This window comes from Hyphomonas sp. (genome assembly GCF_040882205.1).
GTDB lineage: Bacteria > Pseudomonadota > Alphaproteobacteria > Caulobacterales > Hyphomonadaceae > Hyphomonas.
In genome coordinates this window covers 1-22,646 of record NZ_JBBEBT010000199.1, presented here as the reverse complement: position 1 = coordinate 22,646, position 22,646 = coordinate 1, and the positions used below count along the sequence as shown (strand labels likewise).

The following is a 22,646-nucleotide window of genomic DNA, read 5'->3' as shown; positions in this document are numbered from 1 at the left end:
ACCTGCCCGTCACATTCTCGATACCGGCGCTGATCTCCGGCGAGAACTTCCCCTATCGCTGGAACCCGAAACACGCCGCCCGCATCGGCCTCCTCCCCCGCGAAGGCAGGGGCGACGAGATCATCTGGTGCGACATCTCGCCCTGCTACATCTTCCACCCTGCCAATGCCTACGAGACCGAAGATGGCAAGGTGATCATGGATGCCTGCGTCCACTCCGCCGTCTTCGCCGATGGCCAGAAAGGCCCGAACGCCGCCACCACGACCTTTGAAAGCCTCGAGATCGATCCGGCTGCCCGCACGGTCGTGCGTACCGTGATCGACGCCGCGCCGCAGGAATTTCCGCGTCCGGACGAACGCCGCCTCGGCCAACCCTACCGCTATGCCTATACCGTCGCCCTGCCGCCCACCGGCACAGCCGACTGGATGGGCGCTTCAGCCTTGTTCAAGCATGATCTCGGCGCGCATACCCGCGAAGTACATGACTTCGGCCCCGGCCGCGTGCCCGGCGAATTCGTCTTCATACCCGCCCACGAAAGAGCCGCCGAGGATGAAGGCTGGCTGATCGGCTATGTCATTGACACCGCCGAGGACACGACCGATCTCGTCATCCTCAATGCGCAGGATTTCACCGCTCCGCCCGTCGCCTCCATCACCATCCCGCACCGGATTCCCCCGGGCTTCCATGGCAACTGGGTGGCCTTGCCCCCGGCCTAACCGGTCGGATCTTCATCCCTGGGCGGCAGGCGCGCGACAAGCAGCTTGTCGATACGCCGGCCGTCCATGTCTATCACCTCGAACCGCCAGCCATTCGAAATGGCTGCGTCGCCGAGTTCCGGGATGCGTTGCAGGTGGTGGATCACAAGGCCAGCAACCGTCGTGTACGGAGGATCCTCCTCCGGCGTCATGTCCGAGCCAAGCGCAATCTCGGCATCCTCGATCGCCATCCGGCCATCTATCAGCCAGGAACCGTCCTCGCGCTTCTGAGGCCGCGCAAGCCCGTCTTCCGGTGAGAAGGCCACGTCCCCGGCAATTGCGCCGAGCACGTCGGCGGCCGTGACAATGCCCTCGATATGACCCAGCTCGTCAGACACCAGCGCCATCTGCACAGCGCTCGCCTGCATTTTCTCAAGCAGGTTCAGAACGGTCATCGTGTCCGGCACGAACAGCGGCGCATGGCCGGCCGTCTCGAAATCCGGCAATCGCTTGCCTTCCGACAGCGCCAGAAGATCCTTGGTCTGAACAACCGAAGTCACATGCTCCAGGTCATCGCGCGCCACCGGGAAGCGCGAATGCCCGCTGTCGGCAATCTTCTTCAGAAGCTCTTCCGGCGAATCATCAAGGTCCAGCCAGACAACATCCTTGCGCGGCGTCATGATCGAGCGCACATCCCGGTCGGCAAGGCGCATCACGCTGCGGATCATCGCGCGCTCGTCCTCGTCGATCGCGCCGCTCGCGGCGCCTTCCTCGATTACGCTTTCGATTTCTTCTTCCGTCATCAGGTCGGCATTGATCTTGGACAGGCCGAGTAATGACAAGATCAGGTTGGTCGATCCCCTGAGAATGAAAACGACCGGAAACGCCACCTTCGCCAGCATCGACATCGGCGGCGCCATCAGGCTCGCGAAGGCTTCCGGCGCCGTGATGGCAATCCGCTTCGGCACCAGTTCGCCGATCACGATGGACAGGTAGGTCGTCGCCGCAATCACGAGGCCGAAGGCGATAAAGCCCGCCTGCTTTTCCAGCTGCGGGAAAGTCTGGATGATCCACGGGGCCACATCCTCGGCCAGCGCCGTCGCGCCATAGGCGCCCGCGATGATGCCGATCAGGGTGATGCCCACCTGCACGGTGGAGAGGAAGCGCGACGGGTCTTCCTGCAACTTCAACGCAACCTTCGCCCCGCGGTCGCCCTTGTCGACGCGCATCTGAAGGCGGTTCTTGCGGGAGGAGATAATGGCAAGCTCGGAAAGCGCGAACACCCCGTTCAGGGCGATCAGCGCAAGCAGTATGAGGAGTTCCATGGGAGCGCCCTATCGCATAATTGCCGGGCGCCTGCAAAGCTCAAATTGCGTCCTCAGCGGAACTCCGGATCCGGCCCGAGCACACGCCGCACCACAAAAGCCGAAGCCGAGCCGGGCGCGGGCCCGCTCAGGAACCAGTCGAGACCGGGCGCGTACATCACGCCCTCTCCCGCCGGATAGATCGGGCATTCACGGCCATCCGCCATCCGGATCATCCTTTGTCCGGCCAGCGTCCTGATTTCGACAGTTTCCCCGCCCTCGGCTTCAAACCGCCCCGCGAGGCCGTCCGGAAACGGAATGCTCCGGCTTGCCTGCAGCTCCGCCGCACGCCCCTCACCCAGCGCGATCAGCGCTTTCGCCTACCCGGTCTGATAGGACGGCGGCAGGCCGCCATTGCTGACGAACGCCGCCGTGATGGCCTGCTCCGTGTCCCAATAGGCAAATGTATCGAAGCCCTGATGGTGACCGCTATAGTCGCACTGCTGCTTGCCCGGCGCGCAATACCAGCTGCCGAGCGTCAGATTGTGCCCCGGCTTCCAGGCATCCGCGAGCGCGGGCGTGCGTACCTCAGCTGGCACGGTTCCGATCGCCCGGCGCCGGGCGCGGGCGGTCACGTCGCGGACGCTCAGGCAGATGTTGCCGGCGCCATGGAAGCCTTCATTGTCAAATGCACTGCAGGGCTCCCGACCATCCCTGCCCGGACGAAATCCCAAGGTGCGCGGTCCCGGCCAGTCCGCGAACCGCGCTGGCCGCAGGAACGCCGTATCCATGCCAGCAGGCCCGAACAGCCGCGCCTCGAAAACAGCGCTCAACGGCTCGCCCGCCACCACTCCGGAAACCTCGCCCAGAACATCACATCAAAGATTTAAATAGCTGAAGGCATTCTGTGACGGTGTACCCGACACCTCACTCGCGCGAAGGTCGCCCATCAGGTCCAGCGCGGACACGGGTTCGCCCGTGTCCAGCAAACTCTGGAAGACCGTATAATCCGGCAGCGCGGACAAATGATCCAGAAAGTCCCGGATCGTTATTTCCGTATACGGATATTACGGCAAATGCTTGCTTACCCGGTCATCCGGTGTCAGCCGCCCGGCCACAACAAGCGCCAGAACAGGCGCCAGAACAAGCTCGGCCGTCATCGGCTTGGCCAGAGAGGCGCTGTCACTTGCCGTCTCCAGCGTGAAAGGCGCCGCTCCATCCGCCGAACCCGCCGCCCCGGCAGCAATCCGCACGCCGTTCCGCGTCACTTCGAAAGCAGCGCTGAACTGCGCCAGCGCCGATGCCTGAGACAATAGCCGCGCGCCGGCATCAGCCTCTTCCCGCGCCTGAACCTGCACACACGCCGCCGCCGCAAGCGCCGCCGCAAACGAGAGGCGGCGCGCGGTCATTCGCACAGCAGGCCGAGAGGCTCGCCCTCCCCCGGGTCGATTTCCTGCCGGATGCCCTCGATCACCAGCGCCAGCGCAATCCCGTAGCCCGTGCGCGGGGCGTCCGGCGTCTCGCCCGGCACCGAGCCGAGGTGCACGCCGATAACCTGCCCGCTTGTCAGATCGAACACCGGAGCGCCCATCGATCCGAGCGTCGTCGAGTGGTCATACTTGAGCGCATAGGGATCACTCGCGTCCTGAAGCTCTGACACGAACAGCGTAACCCGGTCGCCCCCGCGCACGGCGTCGCCAATGCCGTAAAGCGCCAGCGCACGTCCGGGCTGGTTCGCCGCGTCTTCGGCCCCGGCCAGCGCCGCGCACGCGACATCCCCCGCCGCCAGGGGCCGCGCCCCGAACGGCGGCTCACCTGCGAGCCGCCACAGCTCGAACGGCGCCGCGCCGCCGAGATGCACCGGCGTGCTCCACACGATCTCTGCCCCCGCCAGCGCCGCCGACGCGCCCAGCACAGGGAATCCCGCCGCCAGCCCCGCCGCCGGCGCGTCGTTGGCAATCGCCATCTGTGCGCGCTCCGGCTCGCGCGCATCCAGCGCGCCCTCCGCGTCCACGCTGTCCTCCCCCGCGACATCAAACGCGCGCGGGCGCAACAGGTTCGCCAGCACGTCCGGCGCCGGAGCGCGGAACTTCGGAACAAGAAGGTATACCGGCGAATCGCCGCCCCGCACCAAGGCGCCCTCGATCAGGAAACCGGACTGAACCCCCACCAAGCCGCCCCCGGCGTCCAGCCGGTCCACCTTGGCAATCGCACCCGAATACTTCGCCGCCAGCGGAAACCAGCCGCCACCAATCGTCACCGCCCCGCCGCCCGGCGCCGGCGCGCGCAGCGCGACATCTGCCGAAAGGCGGATCGCGGAAGCCTCCAGCTCGGCCGTCACCGCGTTCAGCTCGGCCACCTTCACCTCAAGCGCCGCCGCCGTGATCCGCGCCGCGTCCCGCGATTCCGCCGCCTCCCACCATTGCCAGCTCGCCGCGCCCGCCAGCACCGTCATCCCGAGCGCCACCAGCATCGAGACCACCACCGCCCCGCGGCGCTTCGCCCGCATCTCGCGCTCAGCGGCCTCCCGCGCGCCCAGCCCCGCCGCGATATAATCCGCATGCAGATCGGTCAGCTCCGGCGCCGATACGGGCCGCGCCGCTGCCCAGTCGCGCGCATGGTCCAGCTCCGCTCCGCGCAGCAGGGCCTCCTCCGGCCGCCCGCGCGCGTCCCACCGGCGCGCGAGGCCCCCGATCCGGGAATGCTCCCGTATCCAGACCGCATCGACCCGCAGCGCGCCCGCCAGCTCCGCCAGCCCGCGCGCAAAACTTTTCCCGCCGTCGAAGAATACGAAGTTCAGCCGAGACAGCTCCTTCGGCACATCCGCCTCCGCCACCGGCGCCCATACCACCGGCAGCAACCGCTTCGACATCCGCAGCGTCTCGGTTACTTCCCAATGGCACTGCGGCGAGGAGACCGAGCCAGGCGAAATCACATAGACCACCGTATCCGCCTCCGCGATCAGCCCCGAAAGCCGCGCCTCCCAGGCCTCGCCCGGCGCAATGTCCTCACGGTCGATATACGCCTCGAACCCGCACGCGCTCAGCCCCGCGACCAGATCATCGGCAAAGCCGGCATCCTTCCTCGAATAGGAAATGAACACTTTCGCCGCTTCGGCCGCCGGGGCCATTGCAGCAGGGAGAGGCACCTTGGTCCCCATCGGGTCACCTGTCTTGCGTGCCCTGCGATCCTACGCCCCTTCCCCCGGAATTGCCACGCCCCTCCGCCGCCGCTAAGAGCCGCCCATGTCCCGCACCGCGCTTATCGACTATGGCTCCGGCAACCTGCATTCCTGCGCGCGCGCCCTCGCCGCCGCTGCCGTCGCAGACCATACCATCGAAGTTACCGCCGACCCCGCCGCCCTCGCCCGGGCCGACCGGATCGTCCTGCCCGGCGTCGGCCACTTCGCTGACTGCGCCGGCGCCCTGCGCGCCATCCACGGCATGGTTGAGGCCCTCGAAGCCGCCGTCATCACCCGCCAGCGCCCCTTTCTCGGCATCTGCGTCGGGATGCAGCTTATGGCGGACATCGGCCTCGAGGACGGCGAGACGCGCGGCCTCGGCTGGATCCACGGCCTCGTCGAAGCCTTCCAGCCCGCCCCCGGCCTGCCAGTGCCGCATGTCGGCTGGAACGAACTCGCCCTCACCGGCGACCACCCCGTCCTCGCCGGCCTCGGGCCCCAGCCCCACGCCTATTTCACCCATTCCTACGCCTTCCGCCCGGAGGACGAGGCCCACGTCGCCGCCTGGTGCGACTACGGCGCCCCCTTCGCCGCAGCCCTCTCCCGAAACAACCTCTTCGGCACCCAGTTCCACCCCGAAAAAAGCCAGAAGGTGGGCCTGACGATACTGAGCAATTTCCTGAAGTGGTCCCCTTGAAGCCCCCGCCTGTTCCTTCCCCCTTCTCCCAAGGGAGAAGGGGATAGAAAGAAGCCCCCATGTCCTTCACCCTCTACCCAGCCATTGACCTCAAAGACGGCGCCTGCGTCCGCCTCCTGCGCGGCGAGATGGACGCCGCTACCGTGTTCAACACCGATCCCGCCGACCAGGCCCGCGCCTTCCATGCGATGGGCTTCACCCATCTCCACGTGGTCGACATAAACGGCGCCTTCGCCGGCACGCCGGTCAACCGCAAGGCCGTCACCGGCATCCTGAAAGCCACCCGCGCTCCGGTCCAGCTTGGCGGCGGAATCCGCACCCGCGCCCAGATCGACGCCTGGCTGGAGGCCGGCATCGCCCGGGTCATCCTCGGCACCGCTGCCCTGCGCGACCCCGAACTCGTGAAAACCGCCGCCCGCGCCCTGCCTGGCCGCATCGTCGTCGGCATCGACGCGAAGGAGGGCATGGTCGCCGTCGAAGGCTGGGCCGAGACCAGCGACATGCGCGCCACCGAACTCGCCAAAGCCTTCGAAGGCTGCGGCGTCGCCGCCATTATCGCCACCGATATCAGCCGCGACGGTCTGAAGACCGGCGTGAATGTTCCGTTCACGGCAGAACTGGCGAACACCGTCACCATCCCCATTATCGCCAGCGGCGGCGTCAAAAGCGTCGACGACATCCGCGCTCTGCGCACCAGCGGCTCCCCCATCGCGGGCACGATCCTCGGGCGGGCGCTTTATGACGGGGATATTGATGCAGGTGAGGCGGTTAGGGCGGCGGAGTAATCGGGAGGCTTGAGCAGAATGGGTACTGACAATCCTCCACCGCCAGGCCGAAGAGAAACCGGCTGACTACGCCTCTCAGCTCGCACGCGCGAATCGATACGCTACTGTCGATGTATACGCCGCCGAAAGCTCAGAACTCTCCCGGCTGGATCTTGTTCTGAACACTTATTTGCCCGAGTTACTGAATCCAAGACCGCGGGCGAGTGCAGACCCGCTAACGCGGGCGAACCTGCTTTTCGTTGGCGCGAGACCGGTTCGCCGCCGCGAACGCCGCGTCACAAACCCAGCGCGCGGCGCTGGTGAGGGGGCGTTCCTACGACGCAGCGGGGACCTCGCGGGCACACGTGGAATGGTCCTTGCCGTTATGCTTGGTATTGTAGAGCGCCCGTTCAGCGCGCGGCAGAACGGCCGAAACCGTCTCGCCGCCTCCGGCCGCCACACGACCCAGGCTGACACTGACGCGCAGTTCGGCGCCTCCACAGTTGCAGGCCGCGCCGCGCACCGCGCCGACCAGAGCAGCAAATTCGGCGCCCGCCGCCAGCTCGCTGGCAAACAGGCCGGCCATCGCAAACCCTTCCCCACCGAGACACGCCGCAAGGCCGCCCTGCGGCGCGCGGGCGCATAATGTTCCGCCTGCTTATTTCATACGGCGCCTCCGGCGTCATGGCCGAAGGCGTCGTTGACGCGCTTGAAAATGTCGATATCGGCAATCGCGCAGGCAAACACGCCCTTCCCCGCCACCGCGCGCGCCCGAAGCACCTGCGCCGCCGCAAAGAAGGCGCGCCGGTTCGGCAGACCCGTCAATTCATCACTGTTGGCAAACCGGTGATTTTCCTGCGCAAGACGCCCGGATTTCATCTGTGTCCGGAGGATGAACCGGCTGCAGGCCGGGGCAACCAGCCACGGCAGGATGATACACGAGATATAGATTGACGCGTGGTCGATCTCCGGATCCATCTGCAACCAGATGAAGGTCGCCGCGACCGAAGCCAGCACCGAGGACACCGTGACCACGGCGCCGCTCAACAGGGCTTTGCGAAGGGGAGAAATCATGTGGGCAGGCATTGCGTCTAACCCAACATGCCTGGTATCCGGCGCCGGCGGCCGGAAAAATTTGATCGAACCCGGCGAGGGAGCGCTTACTTTTCAGCCGCAAAGCCGGTCTTCGCGGCCCTGGCGGTCGCGCGTTTCTGGTACCGGTGGTCCAGCCAGGTATTCACGCTGCGCTCCACCAGTAAGACAAATCCAGCGGCCAGGGCCGCCCTGATGACCTTTCCCATCACGGGGTCTCCTTTTACTTCTCCCCCCACAAACTCCCGCCGCCCCGCCGGGGTTGCGGATGAGGGCGGGGTTGGCGCCGGCCTTGCCGGTGGAGTGGGCCTTCTTCCGGCTTAGCGCGCGCTGGACAGCGGCCGGCGCAAACGCCGCCGCGTGCGCAGCGCATAGGCAAGGCTGGTCTCCGGCCCGTCCGGGACGCCGGCTTCTTCCTGCATCTGTGTCAGGCGCGCAGCGAGGCGGCAAAGGTTTTCGGTGTCATCCTGGCGGATCCGCTCGGCGGCTTTCAGGCTGGCTTTCTTCAGGTCCATGGGCTCGTCCTTCTTCAGGCTCTCAAAAGCACCCCCAAGCTGGACCATAGCAGAAACGGGCCGCGCGGCAAAATCCGCGCCGTGTAAGGCAGGAATGGCTTGAAGAAAGCACTTTGTTCATTCCATGTTCCATTGGCTGGGACGATCAGACCCGTGCGAGGCGCTCATAGAAGCCGCCGAACGATCGGTCCGGGGCCAGCAGGTGTGTTTCGATGATCCAGTACCGCCGGCGCCCGAATGCATCCGGCTCGCTCAGGCGGGTCGTGTTCGCGGCATTTATCCGTTGGTGGTCTTTCTCGCCGGGCCAGCGCAGGTGTGGGAACTCGCCAATCGTATGGCCCGCGATCACGCCGCCAAAAATATAGCCGCGCGCCTCGGCGTCTTCGCAGGCAAAGGCGTACAATTGCGCGCCTGTAATTTCCGGATGCGCCTCGAACTGCGCGCGCACCGCTTCGAAGACCTCTGGCAGCGCCGCCACCAGCGCCTGCCGCGCCGGGGCCTGTCCCACCAGGTAAGTCTGGCCGACATCGGCTTCCCATTCTCCGAAAACCGGGCCGAGATCGAGATAGACGGTGTCAGGCTCTGCAATCACGCGCTCTGGCGGATTGTCACTGAACACACACAGCGTGTTCACCCCGCACCGGACAAGGCGCTTGTGCCAATGCCGGGAAATGCCGAAATCCCGCTCCGCCAGCTCCGCAATGTCGCGGTCCACATCGCCTTCCCGCCGCCCCGGCGCAATAAAACCAGCCGCTTCAATCGCGCCCAGCAGATCGAGCGCCCGCGTTTCGGCCTCCACGAGCGCCCGCCAGCGAGTGTCTTCAGTGCGTGCGTCCCTTAGCATCCTAAAATCATGTCAATGGATGTTTATATGTCAATCTTGCACTACCCTCTCGCCGCTTCCCTCGCTACACCGCCGCCATGCTGAAAACGCGCATCATCCCCTGCCTCGACGTGAAAGACGGTCGCACCGTCAAGGGCATCAATTTCGTGGACCTGAAGGACGCCGGCGATCCGGTCGCCCTCGCCCGCGCCTATGATGCGCAGGGGGCGGACGAGCTCTGCTTCCTCGACATCACGGCCAGCCATGAAGGCCGGGGCACCTTGCTGGAAACCGTCAGCCGTACGGCGGAGGCCTGTTTCATGCCCCTCACAGTCGGCGGCGGTGTGCGTTCGCCGGAAGACATGGTCGCACTTCTTCGCGCAGGCGCCGACAAGGTGGCGATCAATTCGGCCGCGGTCGCGGACCCTTCCGTGATCGCCGCGTGCGCCGCCAAGGCCGGGCGGCAATGCGTGGTGGTGGCCATCGACGCGCGCAAGTCCGGGGCGGGCTGGGAAATCTTCACGCACGGCGGGCGCAAGGCCACCGGCATCGACGCGGTGGAATTTGCCCGCGAGGCCGCCAAGCGCGGAGCGGGCGAAATCCTGCTGACCTCGATGGACCGCGACGGCACCAAGACCGGATATGACATCGCCCTCCTCAAGGCCGTCTCGTCCGCCGTCACCATCCCGGTCATCGCGTCCGGCGGCGCGGGCAGCGCGGCGGATTTTGCCCCCGCAGTTCTTGAAGGCGGGGCGAGCGCAGTGCTGGCCGCGTCCATCTTCCACTTCGGTGAGGCGACCCTCGCCGAAGCAAGGGATGCCCTCAGACAAGCGGGCGCGCCGGTGCGGACCGTCTAGCTACTCGGCAAACACCGCGCGGCGTCTCTGCATTTCGGCCATCACAGCCTCCAATTGGTTTGGGGTGCGCATCACTTTCAGCTGCTCGGCGCTTTCCAGAGCGAGCAGTTCGGCATCGGTGGTATCGGCCATCGCATTGCACAAAACCTTGGCGCCGCGCATGGCGGCGGGGTGTTTGCCGGCCATCAGTTTCGCCATCCAGAGTGCGTCTTCTAGCGGCGTGTCGGACAGCTTGGTGGAAAAGCCGTGGGCATGGGCCTCGCTGCCCTTGAACTCGCGGTTGGTATACGTCAGCTCACGGATCACATCGTCGCGGACATTACCGCGCCATAGCGAAAAGCCTGCCATGTCGGGCACGAGGCCCCATTTCATTTCCATGATGGCGCAGCGTGTGTCCGGATGGATGATGCGGATGTCGGCGCCCGACATGATCTGGAAGCCGCCGCCGAAGGCGATGCCGTGGACGGCCGCGATGACCGGAACGGGCAGTTCCCGCCAACCCCAGGCGACGTATTGGGCGAGGTTCGCGATGCCATGACTGCGGCTGCCGAGGCTGCCGGTAGCGCCTTCGCCTTGCTTCTTGCTGTCGCCGGGCTGGCCGAGGGACGAAAGATCGAGCCCGGCGCAGAAGGCGCGGCCTTCACCGGAGAGGACCACGACGCGCAGGCCCTTCGTTTCCTTCAGCTGCGCGATCGCCTCGGCGATGCCAGCGAACATGGCGGGATCGAGGGCATTCATCTTGTCGCTACGGATGAGGCGGACATCGGCAACGCCGTCGTCCAGCATCGTGATCGAAACGCGGTCTTTCATGGGTTTTCCTCCGGAAGGTGACACCAAACTGGCGTCCTTCCCCTGCGTCCGTCAAGCGTTGGCGCGTGACGCCGCTGCGTCAGGGCGCTAAACGGCGGGAAGCAGGAGACTGACCCCATGACCGACCTTGCCTCCCCGGGCCGCCTTGCCGCCGCCCTTGCCCACCTCGCCGAGACCATTGATGCGCGCGCTGCTGACGGCGACAGCGGCAAAAGCTGGACCGCGAAGCTGCTGGCCAAAGGGCCGGATGCCTGCGCGGCGAAGGTCGCCGAAGAGGGCGGCGAACTGGCGGACGCCGTGCGCGGCGAGAGCGACGGCCGCGTCGCGAGCGAGGCGGCGGACGTGCTCTACCATGTGTTCGTGGCGCTCCGGTCGCGGGGCGTAAGCCTTGATGATGTGGCGGCGGCGCTGGAAGCCCGCCAGGGTACCAGCGGGATTGACGAGAAGGCGGGGCGGCCTTGAACAACGACCTGTTCGGGTATGATCGCGGGCATACCACAATCCGCCTCCTGAAACCGCGAGGCGCGCCGCTTGTTCGCCGCAGGCTGGCGAGCGGCGCAGCAGCGCATGCAGGGTCACGATCAGTTCGGCAATGGAATGCCAGGATTCCGGGTGCGGACGGCATTGGGTCATGCCGGCAACATACGGGCGCTTCGGGCGCTACCGGAATCGTGCGGGTGAAATATTTTTTTGAGGCCTGAAGGGGCTCAGAATTTTGTTCTGCGGAAGCGCGGGAACGTGGGCGATGGGGCAGAGTTATGCAACGATTTCCGGGTGGCTTCCTGCCGACGAGCAACTGGCCGCGCCAGGGCCAGATGACGCTGCCCTTTGCGGAAGAGGGGTAAGCGGGGTCACTTTTTCGGCGGCTTCACCGCTTGCAACGTCGTTGTTTTCACGTCGCGGCCGAGGGCGACTTTCTTGCCGTAGCTGGGGGCGCCTGCGGAGGCGCCGGTGACGGCGCCTCGCGTAGTCCTGTCCGTGAGCGGAGGGATAGCCATGGCGGCGGGGTTCGGCGGGTGTTCGTCGAAGAGGGAGGCGAGCTGTTCGGTCATCGCGCCGCCGAGTTGTTCGGCATCGACGATGGTAACGGCGCGCTTGTAATAGCGCGTGACATCGTGGCCGATACCGATGGCGATGAGTTCGACCGGAGAACGGTTCTCGATCTCGTCGATCACCTGGCGCAGATGGCGTTCCAGATAGTTCCCGATATTGACGTTGAGCGTGGAATCGTCGACCGGCGCGCCGTCTGAAATAACCATCAGTATCTTGCGCTGCTCGGGGCGGGCCAGCATCCGGTCGTGCGCCCAGAGGAGGGCTTCGCCGTCGATGTTCTCTTTCAGGAGGCCCTCGCGCATCATCAGGCCGAGATTGCGGCGCGCGCGGCGCCACGGCATGTCGGCGGCCTTGTAAATGATATGGCGGATGTCGTTGAGGCGGCCAGGGCCATTCGGCTTGCCGGCCTTGACCCAGTCTTCTCGGCTTAGCCCGCCTTTCCAGGCCTTGGTGGTGAAGCCGAGGATTTCGGTTTTTACGGCGCACCGCTCCAGCGTGCGGGCGAGAATGTCGGCGCACAGGGCCGCGACCATAATTGGTCGGCCGCGCATTGAGCCGGAATTGTCCAGCAGCAGCGTGACAATGGTGTCGCGGAATTTGGTGTCATCTTCCTGCTTGAAGGAGAGCGGCGCGGTGGGGTCTGTGATGACGCGGGTGAGGCGCGCGGTATCGAGCACGCCTTCCTCGAGATCGAAGCTCCAGGAACGGTTCTGCTGCGCCATCAGGCGGCGCTGCAGCTTGTTGGCGAGCTTGGCGACGGCGCCCTGCAGGCCCTGCAGCTGGTGGTCGAGATAGGCGCGCAGGCGGGTCAGTTCCTCAGCGTCGCAAAGGTCCGGCGCGTTGGCGGTCTCATCATGCGTGCGGGTAAAGACGGTATAGTTGAAACGGTCACGGTCGTCGCCCTGCTGATAGTTCGGGCGCAGCGGCTTGGAGCCGTCGTCTTCTTCGTCCGGCGAATCGTCGGCGTCGAGGTCGGCGTCCTGGTCGAGGGAGACGTTGGCTTCCTCGCCGTCGATGTCTTCGGTCTCGCCGGCCTCAATCTGCTCGGAGGACGCGCCCATCTGTTCTTCCGTGGACGTATCATCGTCCCCGGTCTGGGTTTCGCTGTCTTCCTGCTGATCGGCGCTTTCCTGTTCATCGGTCTCGACATCGTCGCCGGGCGCATCCGAGGCCGTCAGGTCACGGATGATCGAGCGGATGGTTTTTGAGAACTGCGCCTGGTCGTGCAGCTGGTCCATCAGGGCGCCGATGGCTTTGCCGGCGCGCGTCTCGACCTTTTCGCGCCAGATATCGGCGACGCGGGCGGCGCTTTCGGGCAGCGCGCGACCGGTGAGGCGTTCGCGCAGCAGGAATTCGAGCGCCGGGGCGAGGATCGCTTCGGGGTCTTCCGAGCCGGCGCCAAAATTGGTGGAGCGGCAGCGATGGTCCAGCGCGGCGTCGAGATTGCCGGCGGTGCCGAGCATGGCGTTGGCCCCGAGGCTTTCGATGCGCGCGGTTTCGGCGCCTTCATAGACGCGGCGGGCGAGATCGCCTTGCGGGCGGTGCGCGAGGTGGGCGCCGGGATCGTGGTGTGCGCGGCGCAGTGCCATGGCATCGGCTTCGCCGCGGATGCGGGCGGCGAGTTCGGCGCTGATCTCGATGGGCGGCGGGCGCAGCACGAGGCGGTCGCCCTGGTCACCGCTGTCATTTCCGAAACCGACCTCGATATCGCGCTGCGCGCTCATCGCCTTGGTGGTGACGGCGAGCGCGGCCTTGAAGAGATCCTGGGGTGTGGTGTCCTTTGCCATCCGCCGTGCGTTCGGGCCTTCGCCCTACGCCACCTTCACCATGAGGGCGCTCTCGGGCAGTTCCGTGCCAAAGCAGCGCTGGTACATCTCGGCGACGAGGGGGCGTTCAAGCTCGTCGCATTTGTTGAGAAAGGTCATGCGGAAGGCGTGGCCGATATCGCCGAAGATGGCGAAGTTCTCCGCCCAGGTGATCACGGTGCGCGGGCTCATCACGGTGGAAAGATCGCCGGCCATGAAGGCGTTGCGCGTGAGATCGGCGAGCGTGACCATCTTGGAGAGGGTCGCGTCATCGGCGCCGGTGGATTTCGATTTGACGATTTCGACTTCGGCGTCGTGGGCGAGATAGTTCAGTGTGGTGACGATCGACCAGCGGTCCATCTGGCCCTGGTTGAGCTGCTGGGTGCCGTGATAGAGGCCGGTCGTGTCGCCGAGGCCGACGGTATTGGTCGTAGAGAAGAGACGGAAATACGGGTTCGGCGAAATCACGCGGTTCTGGTCGAGCAGCGTGAGCTTGCCCGAGCTTTCGAGGACGCGCTGGATCACGAACATCACGTCCGGGCGGCCGGCGTCGTATTCATCAAAGACGATGGCGACGGGGCGCTGCAGGGCCCAGGGGAGAATGCCTTCGCGGAATTCGGTGATCTGCTTGCCGTCCTTGAGGACGATGGCGTCCTTGCCGACCATGTCGATGCGGCTGACATGGCTGTCGAGGTTGACGCGGATCATCGGCCAGTTGAGGCGGGCGGCGACCTGCTCGATATGCGTGGATTTGCCGGTGCCGTGATAGCCTTGCACCATGACGCGGCGGTTGTGCTCAAAGCCGGCGAGAATGGCGAGCGTGGTCTGGGGATCGAACCGGTAGGCGGGGTCGATCTCAGGGACGTATTCCGTGCGCGTCTTGAAGCCGTGCACAACCATGGCCGTGTCGAGGCCGAACGCCTTCTTCAGGTTCACCTTTTCGGTCGGCTTCAGGCCTTCGAGCGTGTCTGTGGACGTCATTGTAGTCATGGCTGTGCGGGCTCGTCACGGGAGGGAGAGGTCGGAAAGAAGCGTTCTAGCACGGGATGGCCCCGCGCCTAGTGCGACGTAAGGGAAATGGCAGGGGGAAAGCCCCTTCTCCATTGGGAGAAGGGGGGAACGGGTTACGGCTTGCGGAAGATCAGGATGGCCTGGTCGGTCTTGCCGCGGATGGCAGGGTCGAAGACGTTGGTGAGGCCGTCATCATCGGGGTTGCGCAGCAGGTCTGACGAGGTTTCCAGCGTCAGGCCGGCGGCTTCGGCCATGGCGACGATATGCGCGGGGTCGATCCGGTGCGTGTCTCCGCCGGTGGTGGCAGGCGAGCCGGCGGGGGCGACGTGGTCGATGACTACGAACTGGCCCCCGGATTTCAGCGCGCGGGCGATGTCCCTGAAGGCCGTGTCCGGATTGCCGAGGGGCGCGGTTACCCCTTCGGGCGTGTACCAGATCTCGTGCGGGCCCTGGAACCAGGTGGCGATGTCGAGGGAGGCATCGGGGACAGCGAAGGCGTCGAAGTTCGATTTCAGGTAAGTGACGTTGGTGAGGCGGCCGTCGAGGCGTTTGGAGACAGCGTCGCCGAGGAAGGCGTCGAAGCCGGCGGGGTTCTGCATGTAGACCTTGCCGGCGGGGCCGACGGCGCGGGAGAGAAGCTCGGTATAATAGCCGGCGCCGGCCTCGATCTCGAGGACCGGGTCGCCGGGCTGGGGCGCAAACAGCGCGAGCACGGCGGCAGTCTTGCGGTTCGCGTCGGCGAGGATGTCCGCATCCGGACGGTCCGGCGTGTCGACGAGGGCGCCATAGTCCGCGGCGCCGGCCGGAGCCGTAGCTTCAAGCGCGGGCGGCGGCGTACCGGCGCAGGCATGGGCGAAGGCGATGGCGAGCACAGCGGCGCCGGTCTTCCGGATCAATCGCATGGGATACTCCCTCCCTCGCAGACCGGTATCTCTGCCGGGGCGCCCGCGCCCTCTAGCGGCGCCAGACAACCTCGCCGCCTATGACGGTCATGACCGGCTCAGCATTCAGAATGTCACCTTCGGGCACGGTCATCAAGTCGCGGTCGAAGACAGAGAAGTCAGCGAGCTTGCCTGGCTCGATCGTGCCGAGGTCGGCTTCCTGGAAAGCGGCAAAGGCCGGACCGGTCGTGAAGAGCGCGAGCGCCCGGGCGCGCGAAACCGCTTCTTCCGGATGCCAGCCTTCGCCGGAGAAACCTTTCAGGTCCTTTCGGGCGACGGCGGCGTAGAATTCGATGGTGGGCGAGCCGACTTCGACCGGGGCATCCGATCCGCCGGCGATGACGGTGCCGAGATCGAGCAGCGTTGACCAGGCATAGGCGCCGCGCAGGCGGTCCATACCGAGACGCGCGGGCGCAAAGAAAAGATCGCCGATGGCATGGCTCGGCTGCATCGAGGCAAGCAGGCCGCCGGACGCGACACGGGCAAGATCGTCCGGGTGGATGACCTGCGCATGCTCGATGCGCCAGCGCAGGGACTTGTCATAGCCGCCGGTCTCCCAGGCTTCGAGGATGCGGCGGTTAGCAAGGTCGCCGATGGCGTGGATGGCGAGCTGGACATTCGCCGCCCTGGCGCGGGCCATGAAGGCGGCGAGGCCGTCATCATCGAGCAGGGAGAGGCCGGACGTGTCCGGACGATCCGCATAGGGCTCGATGAGCTGCGCGCCCCGGCTGCCGAGAGCGCCGTCCATGTAGAGCTTCACGGCGCGGTTGGTGATGGTGGCGGTCTCGTGCTCGCGGCCTTCGGCGATGCTGAAGGCCGCGGAATCGAACGCGTTATAGAGACGCAGCGGCAGGCGCCCTTCCCCGTCGAGCGCGGCCATCAGCGGCGCTTCGCGGGCGGTGACGCTCATGTTGTGGCCGCCGGTCCAGCCGCGCGAGGCATAGAGCTTCGCGCCGGTTTCGAGGGCGAGGGAGACGGCGGCGTCATCCGGCTCGGCGATCAGCGGCTGGACGAGGCCCATGGCGGCATCGATCAGGATGCCGGTAGCCTTGCCATTTGCATCGCGCTCGATCTTGCCGCCGGAGGGGTCAGCGGTTTCGTCCGTGATGCCGGCGGCGGTGAGGGCGGCTGTGTTGACGACGAGCGCGTGGCCGTCCGAGCGGCCGAGGATCACTTTGTGACCCCCGCTGACGGGATCGAGGTCGGATGCCATCGGCATGCGGCCTTCGGGCCAACCGGTTTCGATCCAGCCGCGGCCGACGAGCGTGGAGCCTTCGGGCTTGCCGCCAAGTTCGGCCTCGACGCGGGTGACGAGTTCATCGACCGAGGCGGTGCCTTCGAGCGTCAGCGTCAACTCGCGTTCGCCGACGCCCGAGAGGTGAACGTGTGCGTCGGTGAAGCCGGGATACAGGAAGGCGCCGCCGAGATCGACAACCTCGACTTCATAATCGCTCAAGTCGGCAGACATCGGGGGGCTGGTCGTGATGATGCGGCCATCTGCGCCGACGACAATGCCGGTGACGGTCTGGGGTACGCCTGCCGCGTCGGCGAGGCCGGTATAGATCGTGCCATTGGTGAAGACCGTCACCTTCTCTGTCGCCTCGGTCTCCGCGGGCAGCGCAGGCACGCAGGCAGCGAGGGAGAGGGCGGCGGCAAAGAGGAGAGCGAGGCGCATAGCGGTTTCCTTCAGGCAGGATCACAGCGCGCGCTGGAAGATCCAGATATCGTGACCGTCATGTACCGTTTGGGCGTGGTCCGTCCAGCCTTCGCGTTCGAGCAGCGTGATGGCGGTCGCGGTGGCGCAGTAGACGTGGGCATGACCGAGACGGCGGGCTTCGGCCTCAAGGGCGCGGACGAGCAGGGCGCCGAGGCCGTGGCGGCGCAGCTCCCGGCGCACCCAGCCGGCCGAGGCCCAGGGCGTGAGGTTCGCAAATTCAGGAATCCATGCGGGTTTCAGGGCGGCGGCGCCGAGCGGTTCGCCTGACGTATCGAGGGCGACGATACCGGACGGGAGCGCCCCTTCGGGATTGGCATAGGCGGCGAGATCGGCGGCGGCGTCGCCCGGACCGCCCGGGCCGTACCAGTCCGGCCATTCGACCCGGAAGGCGGCGGCAAGCGGCGCGATGACCTCGGGACGGTCCCTCAGGGGGCAGATGGTCAGGGCTGGCAGCATGGCTGACCCTGCCCCGGCGGGCCCGGAAATACAAAACGCCGGACCTTGGGGGTCCGGCGTTTCTAAGATTTAATCAGGCCCGCGCTTAGGCGCGCGCTCAGGCGGCGACGGCCTTTTTCGCGATGTCGCGCTTGATTTTCAGGGCCTTGGTGGACAGGGCTTCGTCCTTCGCCTTGGCGAGGAAAGCGTCGAGGCCGCCGAGCTTATCGACCGTGCGCAGAGCCTTGGCCGCGATGCGCAGCCGGAAGTTCTGGTCCAGCGTCTCCGAGTGGAGCGTAACCTGCACGAGATTAGGCAGGTAGCGGCGCTTGGTCTTGATCTGGGAGTGGCTGACGATATGGCCGACCATCGGCTTCGTGCCAGTAAGTTCACATTCGCGGGACATGGGCCTCGCTCCGGGGAAAAGAGACTAGATTTGATCTGAAGGCGCGCTCCTACAGGCTGGGGGCGCCTCCTGTCAACCGGGGCGATTCAGGCGGCAGGCGCTGCCCGACGGGGGCTGACTGTCACCGCCTGTCATCTTATGTCAGTGGGCGGGCACGGGAGAATGAGGCATGTATGCGGCAGAGCCGTTCAGGCCTTGTTGGGATGGGGCGATTTAACAGGTGGGCACAGACCGCCCGCCAGACCGCTAAAGGACGACAGGACCCTCCCATGACGCGCAGCCTTCTCCTCGCCGCCGCCGCCTCGCTTGCCCTGCTGGGCGCCTCTTCGGCCGACACCGCTTCCACGGCCGCACAGCCCGCCATGCTGGCCAGCATAAAGTCCGGCGCGCCGACCCGCATGGTGTATGAACTCGATGCCAGGGCGATGGTGTTCATTCTGCCGGTAAGCGGGCGCGCCAGCTTCACCGTGGACATGAAGCCGGACGCCTATGCCATCAAGTCGCGCGTGCGCACGACCGGTCTCGCAGATATCTTCGTCAACTATGACATGAACCTGACCGCCGAGGGCCAGACGACGGTCAAAGGCCTGAAGACGACGAAGTATGTGTCAGAGAACAAGGACGGCAAGAAGGATCGCCGCGTCGAGCTGGACGTCACCGACAAGGGCTTCAGGATGACCGCCAAGCCGCGTTTCGGGAACCTGGGCGATCCGGCAGCGACCGCCGAGCAGGTGATCCAGACGAACGACCCGCTGACCGCGCTGATCACCTTCGCGCTGGAGCCGCGCGCCAAGGGCGCCGATGTTTGCGGCGGGCCGATCAGGGTGTTCGACGGGCGCCAGCTTACGTACCTGCACCTTAAGCGCGGCAAGACCGGCATGGTGAAACAGAAAACACCCGCCTGGAGCGGCGACACGATCGAGTGCCATGTGACAATGGACAAGATTGCCGGCTACAAGAAAGGCGAGGTCAACAAGGACACGCTGACGGGCATCGACGGGCCGATCCGGATGTATCTGGCGCCGCTGGAGAACGGGTCGCATGTGCCGGTGAAAATTGTCGCGGACACGGACAAGATTGGCAAGGTGACGCTGCAGGCGCGCACGCTGCGCTTCGAGCCGCTGGTGACGGCCTCCACACATACTGGCGGGAGTGGCGGCGGGCGTTAAACCGCAGGCTGCAAGCCCGGACGCCGCGCAGCGGTGATGTGCGACCTTCTCTGGGCGATTGCCTAAGCAAGGCCCCGCAGCAGGGCTCCTTCGGAGCCTGCCCGGGATGACAGGCCTCTGCAGGCATCAGTCTTTCGGCAGGCGCTTCAGCGCCGCGATCAGGCCGGCCATGTCGTCCGGAACCGGAACTTCAAAGTGCAGGTCTTCGCCGGTGACCGGGTGGACGAAGCCGAGGACGGCCGCGTGCAGGGCTTGGCGGCTCAGGGCTTTGACGCCAGCAAGCGCAGCGGCGTGACGATCGCCGGAGCCGAGCGCAGTGAGGCCCATCTGGCGGCCATAGACGGGATCGCCGAGGATCGGCGCGCCGATATGCGCCATGTGGACGCGGATCTGGTGGGTGCGGCCAGTTTCGAGCCGGCATTCGATCAGCGCGGCGGCGGGCATGCGGGTGTGCTTGTCGCGCACACCGAAGGTTTCGCCAGCGCGATAATGTGTGACAGCGCGACGGGCCGAGGGGCTTTCCGGATTTCTGTGTACGGACATTTTCTTGCGGTCCGTCTGCGAACGCGCGATGGCGGCGTCGACCGTGCCGGAGAGCGGGCGCGGAGCGCCGCGCGTGACGGCGAGGTAGATGCGTTCGATATCGTGGCGTTCGAACAGGGCGGCGAGGCCGGTATGGGCGGCTTCGGATTTCGCGGCGACCATCACGCCGCTGGTGAGCTTGTCGAGCCGGTGGACGATGCCGGGGCGTTCAACGCCGCCTATGCCGGAGAGCTGGCCCTTGCAATGATACAGCAGCGCATTGACCAGCGTTCCGTCCTCGCTGCCGGGCGCGGGGTGGACGGCCATGCCGGCGGGCTTGTTGATTATGAGGAGGTGGGCGTCCTCGAACAGGATGTCGAGGGAGATGTCCTCGGCCTGCGGCAAAGCGGCAACCGGGGCCGGCAGCGCGACGGCATAGACGCTGCCGGGTTTGATCGCGGCGCGGGGGCTCGATTCGGGCTGGCCGTCGACCGTGACGGCGCCTTCCTCGATCAGGGCCTTGGCGCGGGTGCGCGAGATTTCGCCCGCCTTTGCGGCGAGGAAGGCATCCAGGCGCTGGCCTGCATCTTCGGGGGCTGCGACAATTTCGATCCGTCTCATGGCGGCCTTATAGACGGGGAATGCGGGCTGCGTCATGCTGGCTTCACAGAGCCCGCGCATAAGGCGGCAGGTTTCGGGGAGATACGGACATGGCTGAAGTCACACGGCGCAGGCTTCTGGGCGGCGCAGCGCTTGGTACGCTGGGGCTGGCGGCCTGCACCACGGCGCCCAAGGCGCCAGCCGGTTTTGCTGGCGAGCTCACCTTCCTGCACGGGGTGGCCTCCGGCGATCCCCTGCCCGGCAGCGTGATCCTCTGGACGCGCGTGACGCCGCTATCGGGCAGCGGGCCGGTGACAGTGGCGTGGGAAATGTTCGAGGCGGGCAGCGAAACGCCAGCCGCCAGCGGCGAGACCGTGACCTCCGAGGGGAGCGACTATACGGTGAAAGTCGACGCGTCCGGACTGAAGGCCGGCACGGTCTATACCTACCGGTTCAGGGCGAAAGCGGCAGGCGGGGACGCGGTGTCTCCCGAGGGGCGCACGCGCACGACGGCGGCGGACGCGACCACGCCGGTCAAACTGGGCGTGGTATCGTGTTCCAACTGGCAGTTCGGCCTGTTCAATGCCTATGCGGCGCTGGCGGCGACGCCGGACCTAGATGCCATCGTGCACCTTGGCGACTATATCTACGAGTACGGCCAGGACGGGTATGGCGGCGATGTCGCGGCAAAGCTGGGCCGGCCGCATGACCCGCCTACGGAGGTCATCTCATTGGCGGACTATCGCCGGCGGCATGCGCAGTACAAGTCCGATCCGGCGCTGCAGGCCGCGCATGCGGCGGCGCCCTGGGTGTGCACCTGGGATGACCATGAAAGCGCCAATGATTCCTACCGGACCGGCGCCGAGAACCATGATCCGGCGACGGAAGGCGAATGGAACGTGCGCAAGATGCACGCGCTGCAGGCCTATTTCGAATGGATGCCGCTGCGCGCGCCGAAAGCCGGCGAGTTTACTTCGGCGGTCTGGCGCACCTTCCGGTTCGGCAATGTCGCGACGGTGCACGCGCTCGACTCGCGCCTCACCGGGCGGTCCGAGCCGTTGGCCTGGGGCGATGCGCTCGCCGGGGCGACGACCAGGGACGAGATGACCGCGCGCGTGGTGATGACGATGCAGACTGTGGCCGACCCTGCGCGCACGATGCTGGGCGCCGAACAGGAAGCCTGGCTGGCGGGCGAGCTGAAATCATCCGTGCAGTCCGGCGCGGCTTGGCAGGTTCTGGCCAACCAGGTGATCATGGCGAAGAACAAGCTGCCGGACTTCACGCGGCTGATGACGCCGCAACAGTTGGCGGCGCAAGACATGCCGGAAGTTCTGGCGATGCTGCCCTTCACGGCGCTGGGCCTGCCCTGGAACCTCGATGCCTGGGATGGCTATCCGGCGGCACGTGAGCGGCTTTATGCAAGCGTGGCGGAGGCCGGCGCTTCGCTGGTAACGCTCGCTGGCGATACGCACACCGCCTATGCGAACGAATTGTTCGACGCGGGCGGAGAGCGGCGCGGCGTGGAGTTTGGCTGCACCTCTATCAGCTCACCCGGCATGGGCGCCTATGTGAAGGCGATGCCGGACCTTGGCCAGCAGATTGCCGACGCCAATGACGAGATCATCTGGCACGATCCGTTCGGGCACGGCTTCACAGTGGTGACGCTGACAGCCCGGGATGTGAGCGCGGCATTCCACAAGGTCTCGACCGTCTACGCACCAGCCTACACGACCGAACAGGTCGCCGCGTTCAAGGCAAGCTACACCAGGGGCGGCGTTTCGGAACTGACGCCGGCCTAGTCGATCAGTCCCGACAGAGTTGAGCGGCCGCCGTCGAGCACGAGGCTCTGGCCGGTGAGGTAGGCTGCTTGGGGCGAGGCGATGTAGCGGGCGGCTTCGGCGATCTCGTCGGCGCGCGCGGCGCGGCCGAGCGGCACACGGCGCGTGGTCCAGGGTTCTGCACGCTCCTCACGCGGACGGATGGCGACGATGGCGTTGACGCGGATGGCATGCTCGGCGAGTTCGAGCGCGCCGGCCTTCATCACGCCGAGGATAGCGCTCTGGCCGACGCTTTCGGTGAAGCGGCCAGGCATCGAGGCGATGGCAGCATAGCCGAGGACGAAGGTGATGGTCCCCTTCTGCGGAATGCGTTCGACGCCGGCCTGCGGCAGGTCTTCCTGCTCGAGCAGCCGTTCGGCGATCACGCGCAGCGCAAGGGCGGCGCCGCGGGCGGAACGGGCGAGGGCCTTC

Annotated in this window: 26 protein-coding genes; 7 read left to right on the top strand and 19 right to left on the bottom strand. The window is 66.2% G+C overall.

Annotated elements, in window-relative coordinates:
• The coding region (locus tag WEA77_RS08305) for a carotenoid oxygenase family protein (protein WP_368067401.1) at positions 1–716 on the top strand (716 nt) is incomplete at its 5' end.
• On the opposite strand, the gene WEA77_RS08300 is transcribed toward WEA77_RS08305, so the two are convergent.
• The 5 genes from WEA77_RS08300 to WEA77_RS08280 form a co-directional block, all read right to left on the bottom strand.
• Complete coding sequence (locus WEA77_RS08300; protein WP_368067400.1) at positions 713–2,020, bottom strand: hemolysin family protein; 1,308 nt, start codon at positions 2,018–2,020, stop codon at positions 713–715. The genes WEA77_RS08305 and WEA77_RS08300 overlap by 4 nt on opposite strands.
• A 53-nt stretch (positions 2,021–2,073) precedes the next feature.
• Positions 2,074–2,226, bottom strand: a complete 153-nt coding sequence (locus tag WEA77_RS08295; RefSeq protein ID WP_368067399.1) for a hypothetical protein — start codon at positions 2,224–2,226, stop codon at positions 2,074–2,076.
• A 153-nt stretch (positions 2,227–2,379) separates the two neighbouring features.
• The gene (locus WEA77_RS08290; protein ID WP_368067402.1) at positions 2,380–2,868 is read right to left on the bottom strand and encodes a hypothetical protein; all 489 of its coding nucleotides are present in this window, start codon (positions 2,866–2,868) and stop codon (positions 2,380–2,382) included.
• A gap of 198 nt (positions 2,869–3,066) precedes the next feature.
• Positions 3,067–3,408 (bottom strand): serine hydrolase, encoded by a 342-nt coding sequence (locus WEA77_RS08285; protein ID WP_368067398.1) that lies wholly within the window; start codon positions 3,406–3,408, stop codon positions 3,067–3,069.
• Positions 3,405–5,129: a toll/interleukin-1 receptor domain-containing protein gene (locus tag WEA77_RS08280; protein ID WP_368067397.1), complete on the bottom strand. Its 1,725-nt coding sequence runs from the start codon at positions 5,127–5,129 to the stop codon at positions 3,405–3,407. The genes WEA77_RS08285 and WEA77_RS08280 overlap by 4 nt, the downstream gene beginning before the upstream one ends.
• 115 nt (positions 5,130–5,244) lie before the next feature.
• On the opposite strand from WEA77_RS08280, the gene hisH reads away from it, so the two are divergent.
• Both hisH and hisA read left to right on the top strand, forming a co-directional pair.
• A complete protein-coding gene (hisH, locus tag WEA77_RS08275; RefSeq protein WP_368067396.1) occupies positions 5,245–5,877 on the top strand; it encodes an imidazole glycerol phosphate synthase subunit HisH in 633 nt (210 codons plus the stop codon).
• 59 nt (positions 5,878–5,936) lie between these two features.
• Positions 5,937–6,662 (top strand): 1-(5-phosphoribosyl)-5-[(5-phosphoribosylamino)methylideneamino]imidazole-4-carboxamide isomerase, encoded by a 726-nt coding sequence (hisA, locus tag WEA77_RS08270; RefSeq protein ID WP_368067395.1) that lies wholly within the window; start codon positions 5,937–5,939, stop codon positions 6,660–6,662.
• 313 nt (positions 6,663–6,975) lie between these two features.
• Here hisA and WEA77_RS08265 read toward each other — a convergent pair whose 3' ends face one another.
• The 5 genes from WEA77_RS08265 to WEA77_RS08245 all read right to left on the bottom strand — a co-directional run bounded on the left by WEA77_RS08265 (position 6,976) and on the right by WEA77_RS08245 (position 9,092).
• Positions 6,976–7,227, bottom strand: coding sequence for a hypothetical protein (locus tag WEA77_RS08265; RefSeq protein ID WP_368067394.1), 252 nt, complete (start codon positions 7,225–7,227; stop codon positions 6,976–6,978).
• A 77-nt stretch (positions 7,228–7,304) separates the two neighbouring features.
• Entirely contained in the window at positions 7,305–7,715 is a 411-nt protein-coding gene (locus WEA77_RS08260; RefSeq protein ID WP_368067393.1) for a diguanylate cyclase, read from the bottom strand.
• An 86-nt stretch (positions 7,716–7,801) separates the two neighbouring features.
• Positions 7,802–7,942, bottom strand: coding sequence for a hypothetical protein (locus WEA77_RS08255; RefSeq protein ID WP_368067392.1), 141 nt, complete (start codon positions 7,940–7,942; stop codon positions 7,802–7,804).
• 111 nt (positions 7,943–8,053) lie between these two features.
• Positions 8,054–8,248: a hypothetical protein gene (locus WEA77_RS08250; protein WP_368067391.1), complete on the bottom strand. Its 195-nt coding sequence runs from the start codon at positions 8,246–8,248 to the stop codon at positions 8,054–8,056.
• A gap of 145 nt (positions 8,249–8,393) precedes the next feature.
• Complete coding sequence (locus WEA77_RS08245) at positions 8,394–9,092, bottom strand: M24 family metallopeptidase (protein ID WP_368067390.1); 699 nt, start codon at positions 9,090–9,092, stop codon at positions 8,394–8,396.
• Between the two features lie 77 nt (positions 9,093–9,169).
• On the opposite strand from WEA77_RS08245, the gene hisF reads away from it, so the two are divergent.
• Complete coding sequence (gene hisF / locus WEA77_RS08240; protein ID WP_368067389.1) at positions 9,170–9,928, top strand: imidazole glycerol phosphate synthase subunit HisF; 759 nt, start codon at positions 9,170–9,172, stop codon at positions 9,926–9,928.
• Here the strand turns inward: hisF and WEA77_RS08235 are convergent, their stop codons facing one another.
• Positions 9,929–10,738: a crotonase/enoyl-CoA hydratase family protein gene (locus WEA77_RS08235; protein ID WP_368067387.1), complete on the bottom strand. Its 810-nt coding sequence runs from the start codon at positions 10,736–10,738 to the stop codon at positions 9,929–9,931.
• Between the two features lie 117 nt (positions 10,739–10,855).
• Here WEA77_RS08235 and hisE point away from each other — a divergent pair, with 117 nt between their 5' ends.
• Positions 10,856–11,200, top strand: coding sequence for a phosphoribosyl-ATP diphosphatase (gene hisE / locus WEA77_RS08230; RefSeq protein WP_368067386.1), 345 nt, complete (start codon positions 10,856–10,858; stop codon positions 11,198–11,200).
• Between the two features lie 389 nt (positions 11,201–11,589).
• Here hisE and cobT read toward each other — a convergent pair whose 3' ends face one another.
• The 6 genes from cobT to rpmB form a co-directional block, all read right to left on the bottom strand.
• Positions 11,590–13,578: a cobaltochelatase subunit CobT gene (gene cobT, locus WEA77_RS08225; RefSeq protein WP_368067385.1), complete on the bottom strand. Its 1,989-nt coding sequence runs from the start codon at positions 13,576–13,578 to the stop codon at positions 11,590–11,592.
• A gap of 24 nt (positions 13,579–13,602) precedes the next feature.
• Positions 13,603–14,586, bottom strand: a complete 984-nt coding sequence (gene cobS, locus WEA77_RS08220) for a cobaltochelatase subunit CobS (protein WP_368067384.1) — start codon at positions 14,584–14,586, stop codon at positions 13,603–13,605.
• A 134-nt stretch (positions 14,587–14,720) separates the two neighbouring features.
• On the bottom strand, positions 14,721–15,509 hold the full coding sequence (locus tag WEA77_RS08215; protein ID WP_368067383.1) for a class I SAM-dependent methyltransferase: 789 nt from the start codon (positions 15,507–15,509) through the stop codon (positions 14,721–14,723).
• A 52-nt stretch (positions 15,510–15,561) separates the two neighbouring features.
• Positions 15,562–17,223 (bottom strand): amidohydrolase, encoded by a 1,662-nt coding sequence (locus tag WEA77_RS08210; protein ID WP_368067382.1) that lies wholly within the window; start codon positions 17,221–17,223, stop codon positions 15,562–15,564.
• Between the two features lie 21 nt (positions 17,224–17,244).
• Entirely contained in the window at positions 17,245–17,721 is a 477-nt protein-coding gene (locus tag WEA77_RS08205; protein ID WP_368067380.1) for a GNAT family N-acetyltransferase, read from the bottom strand.
• Positions 17,722–17,818: 97 nt separating this feature from the next.
• A complete protein-coding gene (gene rpmB / locus WEA77_RS08200; RefSeq protein WP_291200465.1) occupies positions 17,819–18,106 on the bottom strand; it encodes a 50S ribosomal protein L28 in 288 nt (95 codons plus the stop codon).
• A gap of 269 nt (positions 18,107–18,375) precedes the next feature.
• Between rpmB and WEA77_RS08195 the strand changes: the two genes are divergently transcribed.
• Positions 18,376–19,275 carry a DUF3108 domain-containing protein gene (locus WEA77_RS08195; protein ID WP_368067379.1) on the top strand — a complete coding sequence of 300 codons (900 nt, stop codon included), beginning with the start codon at positions 18,376–18,378 and terminating at the stop codon, positions 19,273–19,275.
• A 126-nt stretch (positions 19,276–19,401) separates the two neighbouring features.
• Here the strand turns inward: WEA77_RS08195 and WEA77_RS08190 are convergent, their stop codons facing one another.
• Complete coding sequence (locus WEA77_RS08190) at positions 19,402–20,454, bottom strand: RluA family pseudouridine synthase (protein ID WP_368067378.1); 1,053 nt, start codon at positions 20,452–20,454, stop codon at positions 19,402–19,404.
• 53 nt (positions 20,455–20,507) lie between these two features.
• Here WEA77_RS08190 and WEA77_RS08185 point away from each other — a divergent pair, with 53 nt between their 5' ends.
• Positions 20,508–22,196, top strand: a complete 1,689-nt coding sequence (locus WEA77_RS08185) for an alkaline phosphatase (protein ID WP_368067377.1) — start codon at positions 20,508–20,510, stop codon at positions 22,194–22,196.
• On the opposite strand, the gene WEA77_RS08180 is transcribed toward WEA77_RS08185, so the two are convergent.
• Positions 22,193–22,646 (bottom strand): SDR family oxidoreductase (locus WEA77_RS08180; protein ID WP_368067376.1); only part of this gene is annotated, 454 nt, incomplete at its 5' end. The two genes, WEA77_RS08185 and WEA77_RS08180, sit on opposite strands and share 4 nt — an antisense overlap.